Origin of the sequence: Campylobacter helveticus (assembly GCF_002080395.1) — a bacterium.
In the GTDB taxonomy this organism is placed as follows: Bacteria; Campylobacterota; Campylobacteria; order Campylobacterales; family Campylobacteraceae; genus Campylobacter_D; species Campylobacter_D helveticus.
The window spans coordinates 795,878-810,675 of record NZ_CP020478.1; the positions used below are offsets into that span (position 1 = coordinate 795,878).

At 35.1% G+C, this 14,798-nt stretch carries 16 protein-coding genes and 1 pseudogene; 13 read left to right on the plus strand and 4 right to left on the minus strand.

What is annotated here, in order from left to right; translation table 11 throughout:
- Window positions 1-10: 10 nt before the first annotated feature.
- From CHELV3228_RS04175 to CHELV3228_RS04185, 3 genes are read right to left on the minus strand one after another with little or no spacing between them, the layout of a single operon-like run.
- Window positions 11-2,041: a DEAD/DEAH box helicase gene (locus tag CHELV3228_RS04175; protein ID WP_082199664.1), complete on the minus strand. Its 2,031-nt coding sequence runs from the start codon at window positions 2,039-2,041 to the stop codon at window positions 11-13.
- Window positions 2,034-3,530, minus strand: a complete 1,497-nt coding sequence (locus tag CHELV3228_RS04180) for a site-specific DNA-methyltransferase (protein WP_082199665.1) — start codon at window positions 3,528-3,530, stop codon at window positions 2,034-2,036. The genes CHELV3228_RS04175 and CHELV3228_RS04180 overlap by 8 nt, the downstream gene beginning before the upstream one ends.
- 6 nt (window positions 3,531-3,536) lie before the next feature.
- Window positions 3,537-3,752: a hypothetical protein gene (locus CHELV3228_RS04185; RefSeq protein ID WP_082199666.1), complete on the minus strand. Its 216-nt coding sequence runs from the start codon at window positions 3,750-3,752 to the stop codon at window positions 3,537-3,539.
- A 97-nt stretch (window positions 3,753-3,849) separates the two neighbouring features.
- Here CHELV3228_RS04185 and CHELV3228_RS04190 point away from each other — a divergent pair, with 97 nt between their 5' ends.
- The 3 genes from CHELV3228_RS04190 to CHELV3228_RS04200 are packed head-to-tail and all read left to right on the plus strand — an operon-like array spanning window position 3,850 to window position 5,980.
- Complete coding sequence (locus CHELV3228_RS04190; protein ID WP_082199667.1) at window positions 3,850-4,626, plus strand: pyridoxine 5'-phosphate synthase; 777 nt, start codon at window positions 3,850-3,852, stop codon at window positions 4,624-4,626.
- Window positions 4,610-5,629: a 4-hydroxythreonine-4-phosphate dehydrogenase gene (gene pdxA, locus CHELV3228_RS04195; protein ID WP_082199668.1), complete on the plus strand. Its 1,020-nt coding sequence runs from the start codon at window positions 4,610-4,612 to the stop codon at window positions 5,627-5,629. Before CHELV3228_RS04190 ends, pdxA begins: the two co-directional genes overlap by 17 nt.
- 48 nt (window positions 5,630-5,677) lie before the next feature.
- Window positions 5,678-5,980, plus strand: coding sequence for a hypothetical protein (locus CHELV3228_RS04200; protein WP_082199669.1), 303 nt, complete (start codon window positions 5,678-5,680; stop codon window positions 5,978-5,980).
- Between the two features lie 21 nt (window positions 5,981-6,001).
- On the opposite strand, the gene nusA is transcribed toward CHELV3228_RS04200, so the two are convergent.
- Window positions 6,002-7,078 (minus strand): transcription termination factor NusA, encoded by a 1,077-nt coding sequence (nusA, locus tag CHELV3228_RS04205; protein WP_082199670.1) that lies wholly within the window; start codon window positions 7,076-7,078, stop codon window positions 6,002-6,004.
- A 116-nt stretch (window positions 7,079-7,194) separates the two neighbouring features.
- On the opposite strand from nusA, the gene CHELV3228_RS04210 reads away from it, so the two are divergent.
- The 10 genes and pseudogenes from CHELV3228_RS04210 (at window position 7,195) to CHELV3228_RS04255 (ending at window position 14,790) form a co-directional block, all read left to right on the plus strand.
- Complete coding sequence (locus CHELV3228_RS04210; protein WP_082199671.1) at window positions 7,195-7,437, plus strand: HP0268 family nuclease; 243 nt, start codon at window positions 7,195-7,197, stop codon at window positions 7,435-7,437.
- Window positions 7,434-8,735, plus strand: a complete 1,302-nt coding sequence (gene miaB, locus CHELV3228_RS04215; RefSeq protein WP_082199672.1) for a tRNA (N6-isopentenyl adenosine(37)-C2)-methylthiotransferase MiaB — start codon at window positions 7,434-7,436, stop codon at window positions 8,733-8,735. The genes CHELV3228_RS04210 and miaB overlap by 4 nt, the downstream gene beginning before the upstream one ends.
- On the plus strand, window positions 8,719-9,354 hold the full coding sequence (locus CHELV3228_RS04220; protein ID WP_082199673.1) for a lysophospholipid acyltransferase family protein: 636 nt from the start codon (window positions 8,719-8,721) through the stop codon (window positions 9,352-9,354). Before miaB ends, CHELV3228_RS04220 begins: the two co-directional genes overlap by 17 nt.
- Entirely contained in the window at window positions 9,351-10,397 is a 1,047-nt protein-coding gene (locus CHELV3228_RS04225; protein ID WP_082199674.1) for a hypothetical protein, read from the plus strand. Before CHELV3228_RS04220 ends, CHELV3228_RS04225 begins: the two co-directional genes overlap by 4 nt.
- On the plus strand, window positions 10,387-10,911 hold the full coding sequence (locus CHELV3228_RS04230) for a hypothetical protein (RefSeq protein ID WP_082199675.1): 525 nt from the start codon (window positions 10,387-10,389) through the stop codon (window positions 10,909-10,911). Before CHELV3228_RS04225 ends, CHELV3228_RS04230 begins: the two co-directional genes overlap by 11 nt.
- Window positions 10,901-11,419, plus strand: a complete 519-nt coding sequence (locus CHELV3228_RS04235; protein WP_082199676.1) for a hypothetical protein — start codon at window positions 10,901-10,903, stop codon at window positions 11,417-11,419. Before CHELV3228_RS04230 ends, CHELV3228_RS04235 begins: the two co-directional genes overlap by 11 nt.
- A 95-nt stretch (window positions 11,420-11,514) precedes the next feature.
- Window positions 11,515-11,664 (plus strand): annotated as a pseudogene (locus CHELV3228_RS10565) (adenine-specific methyltransferase EcoRI family protein); the annotation flags it as partial.
- Window positions 11,665-11,804: 140 nt separating this feature from the next.
- Window positions 11,805-12,680, plus strand: coding sequence for an adenine-specific methyltransferase EcoRI family protein (locus tag CHELV3228_RS04245; protein ID WP_082199678.1), 876 nt, complete (start codon window positions 11,805-11,807; stop codon window positions 12,678-12,680).
- 12 nt (window positions 12,681-12,692) lie between these two features.
- Window positions 12,693-13,868, plus strand: a complete 1,176-nt coding sequence (locus CHELV3228_RS04250) for an HNH endonuclease family protein (RefSeq protein ID WP_082199679.1) — start codon at window positions 12,693-12,695, stop codon at window positions 13,866-13,868.
- 94 nt (window positions 13,869-13,962) lie between these two features.
- On the plus strand, window positions 13,963-14,790 hold the full coding sequence (locus CHELV3228_RS04255) for a substrate-binding domain-containing protein (protein ID WP_082199680.1): 828 nt from the start codon (window positions 13,963-13,965) through the stop codon (window positions 14,788-14,790).
- The last annotated feature ends 8 nt before the right edge of the window (window positions 14,791-14,798 follow it).

The window sequence follows — 14,798 nt, forward strand, 5'->3', positions numbered from 1 at the left end:
TTTTGCGTTTTTAGCTATCTTTATTTCTAGCCTTTAGGTAGTCTTCAAATTGCGCTTTATTCATATTTTTTTCCACTCCGTTTTCATAGCTATAAATGTCCCAACTCTCACCTTGCTTGATGGGTAAATAAAACACATATTCTATTTCTTTGCTTGCAAAGAGGTAGGCTTTTTTGAGTTGCTTTATTTTCCCTTCATATCTTTGCTTGTCAAATTCTGCGCTGCCACCTTTTTTGCTATTTATGCTTTTGACTTCAAAAATGTGAATGGTATCTTTTTTATCCTTAAAGATAAAATCAGGATAGCTAGTGTGTATAGAGCCGTGATAATAGTCAAATTTCGCGTTTGATTGATAAGGGTAGTTTTTACCAAATAAATAAATTTCTCTATCGTCTATGAAAACGAATTTAGCACATTTTCGCTTTAAGTTATTAAGGATTTTAAACCACTCAAGCTCAGCCTCACTATCATAAAAAAATTCATTATCCTTATTATCCGTCCAAATGCAGTCTTCAAAAGGATAAAATATACCTGTTTTATCCATAAAGGCATAATTCTTGCTTCTTAAACCCTCGGCAATTTTTATTACCTCGCCATAGTCTTTTTCATAGCTTTCAACGACTTTTTCGCATTTTTCTTTTATCGCTTCTAAGTTATTGATACAATCAAACCACTTTTTATAATCCGTTATATAGTCTTTTAGCTTATCTTTTAGCACTTCATCGCACTTATTTAGTTCTTTATAGGCTTTAAAAATGCTTTTATGCGTCAAGGTGTTTTGCATACATTCGCTAATATCAATGTTTTCCATAGGTATTTTTTTAAGTTTAAAGGATTTAAAGGGGACTTTAAATTCCTGTATGATTTTATTTTCTTTCAAAAGCTCTTCATCTCTTAACCATACTTTTTTACTACCCTTAGTTTGAGGCTTCATTCCATAAATGTAAGCCTTGCTAAAAAGCTCTTTTGTCTGCTTATCAAGTTTATCAAAATTTGTTAGACAAGGATTTCTTCTTACTCTTCCTATCACTTGCTCATCAAGAATTTTTGAGCTCGTGTCTCTTACTTGGTATAAAACACAAGCTCTAGGTATATCAAAGCCCTCAGTAATCACCATTTTAAAGATAATCACTTCAATGGGATAGTTATGCTCCTTAATCTTTTCTCGCCACATTTTTTTATTTTTACTTTTAATTAAGGCGTTATTTGTGTCGTATTTTTTCTCATCACTGACAAAGCTTACCCACCCAAGTCCTTGTTTTTCTATGATTTCTACGATAGCTTGAAATTGCTCTTCGCCCTTAGCCATATTTGAGATTTGAATGATAAAAGCAGGGACGATGCCTTGCTTTTTATAAATGGGTATAATTTCACTTTTAAAATGCCTCAAGGCTTTTGTCAGTCCTATTTCAAGCTCATCGTGGCTATTATCTATAAATTTAACTTCTTTGATTAGTTTTGCCTCAACCGCTTCGCTTTCGCTTAATTCCACATCAAATTTATCATTTTTTGGAGTAGCTGAAAAATGGATAGTTTTTAAAAAGTGCGTTTTAAGGGTGTTTAGATTATTTGTAGCGATATGGCTCTCATCTCTTATTAAGATGAGCTTTTTTCTCTCTCTTTCACACGCTAAAATAAAATGCACCAAAGTGCTTTCCTTGCCTATGCGTGAAGTGCTTGTAAATTGATTTGTTGGTAAAACATAGACATTATGCCCCCAGTCTATATGGATGCTATATTCTGTATTTTTGCTATTTTCATTGCCTGTTGAGATTAAATAAGGCTTTAAATTTGTAAAAGTTCGCTCACTATTTTGCTTAAAGCTTTTATAACACTGCTCGGCTAAATCCCCCTTAGAAAGGCTTGAAACAAGAAAAATAAAACTATCATCTTCGCTCAAAAGCCTATGCATAAGCATAGCCATCATATGCGTTTTGCCACTTCCTGTGGGTGCTTTTATGCTTATCTCATCTTTTTCGCCGTAAAATAAAGAAAGTATATCATCTACGCAATTTTCTTGAAGTTCATTAATTTTAGTCATTTTCTTCCTTTTCTTTTTCTCTCACGCAAGTTTTTTCAAAATTTTCACAAACCCATTCTATTTTATCGTGGATATTAGAAAAGTTTTTACCATAAAGCCTTTCATCTATCTCTTTAAAAATTTCTTCATCATTGTCGGCTATTTCTTTTATGTTTAGCACTTCAAGGCTATCTTTATAAGGTTCATTTTTTTCGCACCATTTGAAATTTTTACTTCCGTCATAGCATTCCCCACTCATTATACGCTTTAGGCGTTTTACGGTTACATCGTGGGCTATGCCGTTTGGATTAAGCTCTGTGATTTCATTATTTGTTACTAAGATACATTGGCGCTTTCCTCCGTCCTCGCGATTAAGCTCCATAACGGCGTGGGCTGTGGTGCCACTTCCAGCAAAAAAGTCTAAGATGATTTCAGGCTCGTAGTTTAGGCTATGCGGAGAGTTTCCCCCCCCCCCCCCCCCATTTGTGAGGATAGCTTTAGAATCTATGTTATTATTGTATGATGAAACCATTTTTAATAAGTTTTTGATAAGTGTGCTAGGTTTTGGATTCTTAAATGGTGCGTTAGAATTTCCCTCTGCTAAAATAGAATCTAATTCCTTTTTCCCATTATCGTTTGAGTTTTCATTTTCTAAAAAAGAAAGTGTCGTATATGCTTTTCCTTCTAAAAATTCAATTTCATTTTTTCCGTTTTTTTTGCGACATTTTTCATAAGATTTTGTATAGATTCTATTGTTTTTTACAACAATAAAACCATTTTCTAATCCCCACTCAACAGCGGATTTAGACCAACGCCATACCCAATCGGTTGTTCCGTGTTTTCCGTTTTGTCGCTCTAAAAATTTATCATAACTTGTTCCAGCATAAAAAGTTTTGCCACTTATCTCAATAGGATAATCCATATTTTTAGAATACTGCAAAGAACCATAATCTAATGTTTGTGTTAAAGCATATCTGCCCCGCTCATCAATATGCTCATCTTCTAAAATAAATTTTTTAGAATCCCTTTCATCTAAACAAAAATCTTCCATATAATTTATATCTTTTGCATAGCAAATTATATAATCGTGATTTTTTGCGATTGTTGCAGTGCTTTTCCCACCCTTTTTCATAAGTCTTGAAGCACAAAAAATAAAATTTCCCTCCCCAAACACTTCATCAAAAAGCCCCTTGACATAGGCTTGATTCCTATCATCAATGCTACAAAATATCACGCCGTCCTCACGCAAAAGCTCTTTTGCAAGGCTTAGTCTTGTAAAAAGCATAGAAAGTAGATTATCCCTTGTGATAGCATTATCATAATTTGTTTGAGCGTATTTTCCCATAGTATCTTTACTATAAGGTGGGTCCATATAAATAACCTTTATCTTATTTCTATGCGTGATGAGTAGGTTTAAAAGGGCTGGGTAGTTATCGCCTATGATGAGGCGGTGCATTACGCCACCATTATCAAAACTAAGCTTTTCATCTTTTTCAAAATATTTAATCATCTCATCTTACGTTTTTTCCAGTCTCACATCAAAATGAAAGCCCGTGCGTTTATACCTAGTCGCTAAGGCTTTGATAAAAATAGCCTCTGTGTTATCTTCTGCCTTATCGATGAGCTTTTGTAAAAATTTCACATTACCCTCTTCAATAATGCCCTTTTCAAGCAAGTCTTCAAATTCACGCTTGTATTGTTCTTTAAGCTCTTTTGTGAGTATTTCTTTCATCGTTTTCCTTAAATTTCATTTTGAAGTGCCATTATACTAAACATAAATTAATTAATTTATGCTATAACTTCTTTCATTTTCACCACAAAGGACTAAAATGTTACTAGGTTTTAATATCGACCATATCGCTGTTTTAAGGGAGGCGAGGAGGGTTAATAGCCCTGATGTTTTAGAGGCTGCGTTTTTGAGTGCGAATTTTTGTGAGCAAATCACCCTCCACATAAGAGAAGACCGCCGTCATACGCAAGAAGATGACCTTGAAAACTTAGTGAAATTTTGTAAAGTTCCCATTAATTTAGAATGCTCTAGCGATGAAACGATGATAAAAATTGCTCTAAAGCATAAGCCAGACCGCGTTACTTTAGTGCCTGAAAAAAGAGAAGAGCTAACGACTGAGGGTGGTTTAAATTTAGATAATGACAGACTTAAAAAAAGCATAGAAGCCTTGCAAAATGAAAATATAGAGGTTTCGCTTTTTATCAACCCTACCCCAAAAGATGTGGAGAGGTCAAAAGAGCTTGGAGCTGACTTTATCGAGCTTCACACAGGACATTTTGCAAATTTATATAATGCACTTTTTAGCAATATTTCCAAAACCCCTTACAAAGTGCTAGAAATGGATAAAAAAACACTAGAATTAAGCCTTAAAGAAGAGTTGGCAAAACTAGAATTTTGTGCTAAAAAGGGGGCAAATTTAAATCTTAAAGTCGCTGCAGGACACGGGCTAGATTATAAAAACACAAAAGAAATTCTTTTCATCAAAGAAATTTGTGAGCTAAACATAGGACAAAGCATAGTTGCAAGGGCTGTTTTTGTAGGGCTTGAAAGGGCTTTGCTTGAAATGAGGACTTTGCTAAATGAATTTAGCCGTTAGCATAGGCGATTTAAATGGCATAAGTTTAGAACTTGTGCTTAAAACCCATAAAAAGCTTAGTCAAATTTGCACCCTTTATTATTTTCTACACGAAAGTCTTTTAAGACAAGGTTTAAAGCTTTTAAAAAAGAAAGAGTTGGAGCTAAATTTAGTCGAGTTTAGCCACGCTGATGTGAGTGAATTTAAAGAAGTAAGAAAAAGTGGAAGGTTAAAAATTTTTTCTTTTAAAACTCCACTTTCCTTAAAGCTTAATACAAATTTTTCACTGAGTGCGGGTAAAATTGACGCAAAAAGTGGAGCGTATAGCTTTTTAAGCTTTGAGGCAGCTTGTGCTTTCACATATCAAAAAAATGCTTCCGCCCTCATCACTTTACCCATCCATAAAAAGGCTTGGAATTTGGCAGGAATTTCTTTTAAGGGGCATACGGACGCTTTACGCCACTTTTATCATAAAAATGCCATTATGATGCTGGGCTGTGAGGAACTTTTTGTGGGGCTTTTTAGTGAGCATATACCCTTGAAAGAGGTTTCAAAAAGGATTAAGCTAAAGCCGCTGAGGCAATTTTTGATTGACTTTTCTAAAGAAAGTGGGTTTGATAAAATCGGCGTTTTGGGCTTTAACCCTCACGCAGGGGACTTTGGTGCGATAGGCGGAGAGGAAGAGAAGATTATAGAAAAGGCGATAAAGGGTGCGAATTTATACTTAAAAAAAGAAATTTACCTACCTCAAGTTTTGGTAGCAGATAGTGCTTTTACGCCAAATTCGCTTAAAAACTGCTCTCGTTTGGTGGCGATGTATCACGATGTCGCTCTTGCCCCACTTAAGGCTTTGTATTTTGAAAAAAGTGTCAATGTAAGCTTAAATTTACCCATAATCCGCACGAGCGTAGATCACGGAACGGCTTTTGATAGGGCTTATAAAAATGCGAAAATTAGCACAAAAAGCTATGAAGAAGCGATAAAAATAGCCATAAATTTAGCACAGAAAAAGACGAAATCTTAAATTGGAATAGTTCTTGCTTATAACCTTAAAAATATTAAGGAGGAAAAAATGTTAGTCGATAAAGTTCAAAACAACAATTCTTTCTTTAATGCAAAAATTAAAGAAAAAGAGAAGTCCGCAGAGGAATTTCAAGCGACTTTAAATGAGATTAAAGATAAGCAAGAGCAAGAGAAGCTTGTTAAAAAAGAGGATAAAGGCTTGGTCAATCAAGACTTAGACCTTAGTGCTTTGCAAGATGGTTTTAGTATGCAAGCGTGGCAGAAATTAAGAGAAAGCCAGTATAGAAAAAATGAAGAAACTATGCTAAATAAGCTCTTTAGCGTGATTGATTCTAACAATGCTAACAGATAAGCTAAGGCTTATCTTTAGCTTTTAAATTTTAAATAAATCTTGTAAATTTTTCATCGCTTCTTCATTACTCATCGTTTTAGCACCAAGCTCATTAAGCTCTATCTCAAAACCACTTAGCATTGAAGTGAGGCGTATATTAATCCCGCTTTTTCCTATGGCTTTGCTTTTTTGTTCGCTATTTAAGCTAACTATGGCTTTTTTATCTTCGATTTTGACAGAGTTAATTATCGCTGGAGCTAAGGCGCGGGCGATTAAAATTTCATTTTCACTTGAATATTCTATACAATCGATATTTTCATTATGAAGCTCCTTGCTAACCGCATTAATCCTCACGCCTTTAACGCCCACAGTTGCACCGACTGGGTCGATATTTGCTCCATTTGCTTGGAGAATTATTTTTGCTCTTTCGCCTGGAATTCTCGCACAGCCAACGACACTGACAAGCCCATCTTTTATTTCAGGCACTTCAGCCTCAAGCAAACATTCCAAAAATTTAGGACTGGTGCGACTAAGCTCCATTTTAATGCCCTTATCTGTATAAACACGGCGAATCACAGCTTTTACGACATCTCCAACCTTAAATTTTTCTCCTTTAATGCGATTTTTACGCGGCAAAAAGGCTCTTAGCTCGTCAATTTCTATGAAAGTATTTTCCTCATTATCCACACGCACCACACTTCCAAAGACCATTTGACCGACTTTATTCTTATATTTTTCAAAAATGGTTTGTTCTAAAAGCTTTTGGATATGATATTCTAATTCTTTATGTAAGGTATTCACCGCTGTGCGTCCTAAATTTTCTAAAGAACATTCATAAGTTAGCTCATCGCCTATTTCAACATCCGCTGCCTCTTTTTTGGCTTTAGAGATAGCGATAAAACTTTCTTTATTTTCACCTAGTCTTTCATCATCGTCCGCTACAACTAGAATTTTTTGATATAAGCTAAGTGTTTTTTTATCGACAAAAAATTCATATTCTTCGCCATAAATTTTTTTTGCCGTATTGATAAGTGCGGTGATGACCTTCTCTTTCACGCTCTCAAGCTCTAAATTTTTTTCATTAGCTATGGACTCTATGATGTCTGCTATTTTTTCCATATTGATACCTTTTTTGGGAAATTTTTAAAAAGTAGGGTGAAATTATAGCTTTAATAAGTTTAATTAAAAGTAAAATTTGGTAGAATTAGCGATTTAAAATAAGCTAAGGATAAATTATGGACTTAAAATTAGCAAGAAATTTAATCAGCGACAAGCCTAAAAATATAAGCTTGGATAAGATTGAAGATGCGGTGGAGAAAGAGGGGCAGAAATTTTTTTATTTCGATAAAGAAAATTCACATAAACAACTTATCGCTTTGGTTGAGCATTTTGAAAAAAAAGGCTTAAATGTTTATCATAGGATAGTCAAATACGGACTTGATGAGCAAGATTATATGTATGAGGTGCATATTCTTTGAGTGCTAAAAAGTTATTTATCCAAACTTTAGGCTGTGCGATGAATGTAAGAGATAGTGAGCATATCATCGCTGAACTCACTCAAAAAGAGAATTATAGCCTAACAGAGGATATTAAAGAGGCGGATTTGATACTCATAAATACCTGCTCCGTGCGTGAAAAGCCTGTGCATAAGCTTTTTTCCGAAGTCGGTGGCTTTGAAAAGGTGAAAAAAGAGGGTGCTAAGATAGGCGTTTGTGGCTGCACGGCTTCGCATTTAGGTGGAGAAATTTTCCGCCGTGCGCCTTATGTGGATTTTGTTTTGGGAGCTAGAAATATCTCTAAAATCACTGAGGCTGTTAAAACGCCTAAATTTATAGGGGTGGATTTAGATTATGATGAAAGCGAGTTTGCTTTTAGTGATTTTAGAAATAGTCCTTATAAATCTTACATTAATATCTCCATAGGTTGTGATAAGCACTGCACCTATTGCATAGTTCCGCATACTAGGGGCGATGAAATTTCCATTCCTTTTGAGTTGATTTTTAATGAAGCTAAAAAGGCTGTGGAAAAGGGTGCGAAAGAGATATTTTTGCTGGGGCAAAATGTCAATAATTACGGCAAGAGATTTAGAAACGCGCATAAAAAGATGGATTTTTCCGATTTGCTTAATGCCTTAAGCGAGATAGAAAATTTAAAACGCATCCGTTTTACAAGCCCACATCCTTTACATATGGATGATAAATTTTTACAAACCTTTAGTCAAAATGAAAAGGTTTGTAAGTCTATGCATATGCCTTTGCAAAGTGGCTCAAGCGAAATTTTGAAAGCGATGAAGCGAGGCTATAGCAAAGAGTGGTATTTGGATAGAGCTTTAAAATTAAGAGAACTTTGTAAAAATGTTAGCATATCAACGGATATCATCGTAGCGTTTCCGGGTGAGAGCGAAAAAGATTTTGAAGATACCATAGATGTGCTTGAAAAAGTGCGTTTTGAGCAGCTTTTTTCTTTTAAATACTCCAAACGCCCCCTTACTAAAGCCGCTACAATGCCAAATCAAATTCCAGAAGATATTGCCTCAAAAAGACTAAGTTTTTTACAAAATCGCCACGCAGAAATTTTAGACACTATCACAAAAAAACAAGAGGGGCAAATTTTTGAAGTGCTTTTTGAGGAATTAAGGGCAAATAATAGTGTTGCAGGTAGAACGGATAATAATTTTTTGGTTCAAATCGAGGGTAGCGAGGAAATGCTTGGCACAATGAAACAGGTAAAAATCACAAACGCAAAACGCATGGTGCTTTATGGGGAAATCGTTTAAAAAGACACTTTTAATTAAACTTGCTTTTTTTTTGCAATGGCTCATTTTTTTAACTTGTTTTAAAAAATATCTTGGTGCAAAGGTCGATGATGAGCCTTATGTTGTGCTTTTTTGGCACGGACGCCTTGCTTTAATGCCCTTTGCTTTTAGGTATTTTAGAAAGAAAGGTAAGAGGGCTTTTGTGATGATTTCTCATCATAGAGATGGCGAATTTATCGCTAAGTTGATTCATTATTATGGCTTAAATGTGGTAAGAGGTAGCACTTTTAGGGGTGCGAGCAATGCTTTGCGTTCCGCCTTTAAAGTCTTAGAGCAAAAAGACGATATAGTTATAACGCCCGATGGTCCAAGAGGTCCAAGACATAGTATTTCCGATGGTCCTATCATAATAGCCCAAAAGAAAGGCGTTAAAATAAGAATTGCAAACTACGAAGCGAGTCGCTTTTGGGAATTTAAAAGCTGGGATAAAATGCTTTTACCCAAGCCTTTTAGTAGGATTGTTTATAGTTTAAGTGAGCCTTTTGACATTTCAAATTTAGAAAAAGATGAGGCAAAAGCTTTTATCAAAAAGGAATTTGAAAAAGTTTATCAACGCGATAGTTTTAAGGAGCGAATATGACGCCATTTTTTAGAAAAATCTTGCCACAAATTTTTATTAGTGCGATTTTAGAGGATAAAAAAAACACGCTTAAAATTTGCACCTATCGTAATAAAAAACTCATAAATAAAATAGAAAAAACTTTTGATAAAAGCGAACGACTTATCGCGTTTGTTGAAAATTATGATAAAAAATTTTTCCCCTATCATATCGCTTTATTTTTAGATAGTGAAGAGCAGGGAATTTTGCCAAGTGGGGAGCAAAATTATGATGAATTTGGCATAGGTAAGATGAGTATTAAAACCCTACCTTTAGGTGACGCTTCGCTTTATGCAGCGACCGAGCATATAGAGTATTTTAGCGAGTTGTGTGAGGATTGTGGGGGGCTTGATTTTCTATTTTCACCTTTTGCCTTGCTTCATTTTTGCATACAAAAGGAAAAACAAGATGATAAAACAAGGCTTTATGCTTATAAGTGTGGTCAAAGTTTAGCTTTAATGGTTTATCAAAAAGGTAAAATTCTCATAGGCTCTTATAAGCTTTTTGAAAAAAGTCCAAGCTTTGAACTTGATAGCTTTGGCAATGCGGATTTAAATGATGAAAATTTAAACGATAAAGAGCTAAATGAAGAAGCAAATTCTTTGGAAAATAAAGAAGAAAAACAAGAAAGAGAAATTTCTTTAGACAATTTTAACGAGGTGCTGGGAGATAAAATAGACGCTTTAGATGATAACCAAGAAGAAGGGCAAGATTTAAGTCAAGAAACCCAGCAAGATATACAAATGCAAAATGATGGTGATATTAAAATGGACGAGTTGGGAAAATTTAGCGAAGATATGGAAGTTTGTCGTTTTGTGATTTCTAGCATTGAGAGTTTTTATCACGACTTGCATTATGGTGGTGATTTTGTTGATGAGATTGTTATTTTTAGTGATGAGATGCTGATGCAAAGCACTTTGGAATTCGTAGAGAACGAGACTTTTTTAAAGCCTCAAGTGAAGCTTATAGACACCCTTGACCTAATGCAAGAGGTGATGCAAAAGGAACTAAAATATGACTTATAGTTTTACAAAACCACAAAAAAGACCTTTATTTAGCCTTTTGGATAGAATTTGGATAGTGCTTTTTGGCTTTGCTTTTGTTTTTATCTTTTTTGTTTTTGTGATTTATGAATTTCGTATCATTTTTACGCATAATGCGATTGATAATAAAAAAGAAGAGGTGATTTTAACCACGCAGCAAATCAAAAAAAATGAGGAGCTTTATCTTGTCTTGTTAAAACAAAGTCAAATCGCTGCAGAATTTAAGGATAAAAATCAAAACACCAAAGATAGCCTTAAAAATCTTTTTGATATGACTTTAAAAACGGGTAGCATAAGCTTTGATAGTGTCGAGCAAAGTGCCACTATGCTTAAGCTCACGGGAGTAAGTCCTACGAAAGAAATGTTTGCCTTGCTTTTGGAAACCCCTTTAAAAAGTATATTTGACGAAACAAATACAAGTTATTATGAACTTGATAATGGCTGGTATCGTTTTGTAAGCATTAGTAAAATTTTAGGAATGAGTTATGAAAGATAAAAGTTTTGAAGAGATAAATATAGTCAAAATTCTTATATTAACTTTAAGTTTTATCAGCGTTTGCACGGCTTTGATTTTATTTTTACTTTTGCCGACTTTAAAAAGCTATAAAGAACTTAGCCTTAAGGATAATTCTCAAACAGCTCTTCTTAATGCCACCAAAGCGAAATTAAACGCAAGTGAAGACAAAATAGCCGTCCTAAGAGGCGAAAATAATAAAAGCTTAGAGCAGTTTCAAACGAGTTTAAATGAGAAAAATTTTCAAACTTTTTTAACGCTTTTTTTTAAAAATATTAAGATAAAAACCCTTGAAAATGCGAACGAACTTTACCTAAAACACACGCTTTTTGTAAGTGCTTATATGGATTCCCCTAAGAATTTATACGATTTCATCGATGCTTTGAAAAATTATGATAATCTCATCAAAATAGACTATCCCTTAAACTTAAAAGCAAAAAAAAGCGGCATAGAGCTTAGTTTTATCGCTAAAATTTATGGGGAAAAGTAATTTTTAAAGGAGTAACAATGCAAAAAGTAGCCAACACAAATCTCCACGATGCCAAGAAAAATAAAAAAGATGAGTTCTACACGCAACTAAGCGATATAGAAAATGAATTGCAACACTACAAAGCACATTTTAAAGATAAAATCGTGTATTGCAACTGCGATGACCCACTACAAAGTGCCTTTTTTGAATACTTTTTCAAAAACTTCAAATGGCTTGACTTAAAGGCTCTCATCACCACTTGCTATAAAAGTCAAAATTATAGAGAAGTAAGCACAGAAGATTCCCCCAAAAAAGCCTATGCGATAAAAATCCACAGAGATGATGTGATAAAAGATGAGCTTATCAACCCACAAAAGCACTCCATTGATGATGTAGATAAAGTTTTATCCCAAATGCACCCACTGCGAGAAGTGGAAGCTACTCTCTCTCTCTCTCTGCTAGCAAATCGCAATCCCAAGAAACGCTAAAAGCCTTTGAAAACAACAAACACAAGCTTTTTGAAAACTTTAGAGCCGAGCTAGAATCTGACCCCAAAGATTTACAAGCTACACAAAACAAAAGCACGAAATCCCCCAAACAGCCTAGCCTTTTCCCACTTGATGAAGATAAGGGACTAAATAATGCAGGGGATTTTAGAAGCAAAGACTGCATAGAGCTGCTTAAACTAGCCGATATTGTGGTAACAAATCCGCCTTTTTCACTCTTCCGTGAGTATGTCGCACAATTGGTGGAGTATGATAAGAAGTTTTTGATAATAGGGAATAAAAATGCCATTACTTATAAAGAGACTTTTTCTTTAATCAAAGAAAACAAAATATGGCTAGGGATAACTTCCGCAAATGTCTTTTTAAAGCCTAATGAAAATCGCACAGGCTTTATACTTACCAAGCAAGTAAATGGGCTTACAAGGTGGTTTTCAAATTTAACGCATAAAAAACGCACGGAGATTTTAGAAACTATCGCTAGTTACAAAAAGAATCCAGAGCAATACCCAAAGTATGATAATTATGACGCTATCAATGTGGATAAAACCATTGAGATTCCGCTAGATTATGATGGGGTTATGGGCGTGCCGATAACTTTCTTAGATAAACACAATCCTAAGCAGTTTGAGATAGTGGGCATTGATAGATATGTGGCAGACAACCCAAATTATGGTAAGAGATTTAGCATTAACGGCAGAGAGATTTACGCCAGAATCCTAATCCGCAAAATCGCTGAAGTAGCTGAGCTAAGAAAACTTGAATTTGAAAAAATGTAATAAGGAGCAACAATGCAAATAGACAAAACAGAAATCAAAATAAAAGAGCTAGTAGCAGGATACACAAGAGATGAGGAGAGTAGCCAAGTAGTCGCCTATGCAGATTCTAGCGGAGTAGCAAGGCTTAATATCCGCCCCAAATATCAAAGGGAGTTTGTGTATAAAGAAGCCCAAAGAAATGCCGTGATAGATACGATACTAAAGGGCTTTCCTTTAAATATAATGTATTGGGTGAAAAATGTGGATTTTGGTGCGGAGTGTGAATATGAAGTGCTAGATGGACAGCAAAGGACTATAAGTATATGCGAGTATGTTAAAGGGAGCTTTTCTATCCAGTGGAATGATAAATCGCAGTATTTTCATACTTTATCCAAAGACTTGCAAGAGAAATTTTTAGACTACAAGCTTAATGTGTATGTGTGTCAGGGGAGTGAGAGCGAGAAGCTAGAGTGGTTTAAGACTATCAATATCGCAGGAGAGACACTAACTAACCAAGAGCTAAGAAATGCAGTATATGCAAGTGTGTGGCTAAGTGATGCAAAGAGGCGATTTTCTAAGCCTAATGGACTAGCGGTGCAAAGGGGAGCTAAGTATCTAAGTGGCAGTGCATTGCGGCAGGAGTTTTTAGAGAGTGCTATTGCTTGGAAAGTGGATTCTAGGAAAGATGAAAAGATTTGTGAGTATATGGCTAAAAATGCCAAAGATTCTAAAAATGCTGATGAGCTGTGGGAGTATTTTGCAAAGGTGATAGACTGGGTGGAGATGAAGTTTGAAAAATATCGCAAAGAGATGAAAGGGCTAGAATGGGGGCTTTTCTATAATACATATAAAGATAAGCCACTAGATGCTAAAGAGCTAGAATCTAAAATTATAGAGCTTATGCAAGATGATGAAGTGGGGAATAAAAAGGGCGTGTATGCGTATGTGCTAAGTGGTGATGAAAAGCATTTAAGTCTAAGGGCGTTTAGCGAGAGTGTAAAAAGGGCGGTGTATGAGAAGCAAGGGGGCGTGTGTGCCAATAGTGATGGGCATATAAAGGGCGTGAAATGTCCGCACGAAAATGAGAGACTAGAGCTAGAGCAAATGGAAGCTGACCATATAATCCCTTGGAGTAAAGGCGGAAAGACAGAAAAGGAAAACTGCCAAATGCTTTGTGTGGAGTGTAATAGGGCAAAGAGCGATAAATAAATTTAAACTTTACACAAATTTTACATTCCGCACATTTTGTTTTTACATCGTTTTTTTATACTTTCATCAACTTTTAATTTTTAAGGAGAGTTGTATGAAAAAATACGCATTAGGTTTATTAGCAGGATTGGTGCTTAGCACGAGTGTGATGGCTGAAAATATTTTTCCAATTTCTAGGGAACAGGGTTCTGGAACGCGTGGAGCATTTGTGGAAATTTTTGAAATTCAAAAAAAAGTTAAAGACAAAAAAGTCGATGCGACCACTCAAAAAGCTGAAGTTACAAATTCAACAGGAGTAATGCTAACAACGGTCGCAAATTCTAAAAATTCTATCGGCTATATTTCTCTTGGCTCTTTAAATGACAGCGTTAAAGCACTTCAAATTGACGGCGTAGCACCAAGTGTAGAAAATATCAACAATAAAAGCTATAAAATCTCTCGTCCTTTTAATGTTGTTACAAAAACAACAAATCCGCTTATTGAAGACTTCCTAAAATATAGCACTTCAATAGAAGCAAAAGCTATTGTAGAAAAAGCAGGTTATATTGCAACAGCGAAGGAAAGTTTTAAAAGCTCAAAGCCAGAAGGTAAATTAATCGTAGCAGGTTCAAGCTCGGTAACTCCTTTAATGGAAAAATTAGCAGAGTCTTATAAAGCGGTTAATCCTAATGCTGTGATAGAAATTCAACAAAGCGATTCTACAACAGGTGTAAATAGCGTAGTTGAGGGCATTGCCGATATTGGTATGGTAAGTCGTGAGGTTAAAGATAGTGAGCTTAAAAAGGGCGTAACGCCACTTGTTTTAGCCATTGATGGTTTAGCCGTTATCGTTAATAAAAATAATGGCGTAGAAAGCTTAAGTAAAGATTCAATCAAAAAAATCTTTATGGGCGAAATCACAAAATGGCAGGACGCTAAATAAGAAAGCTA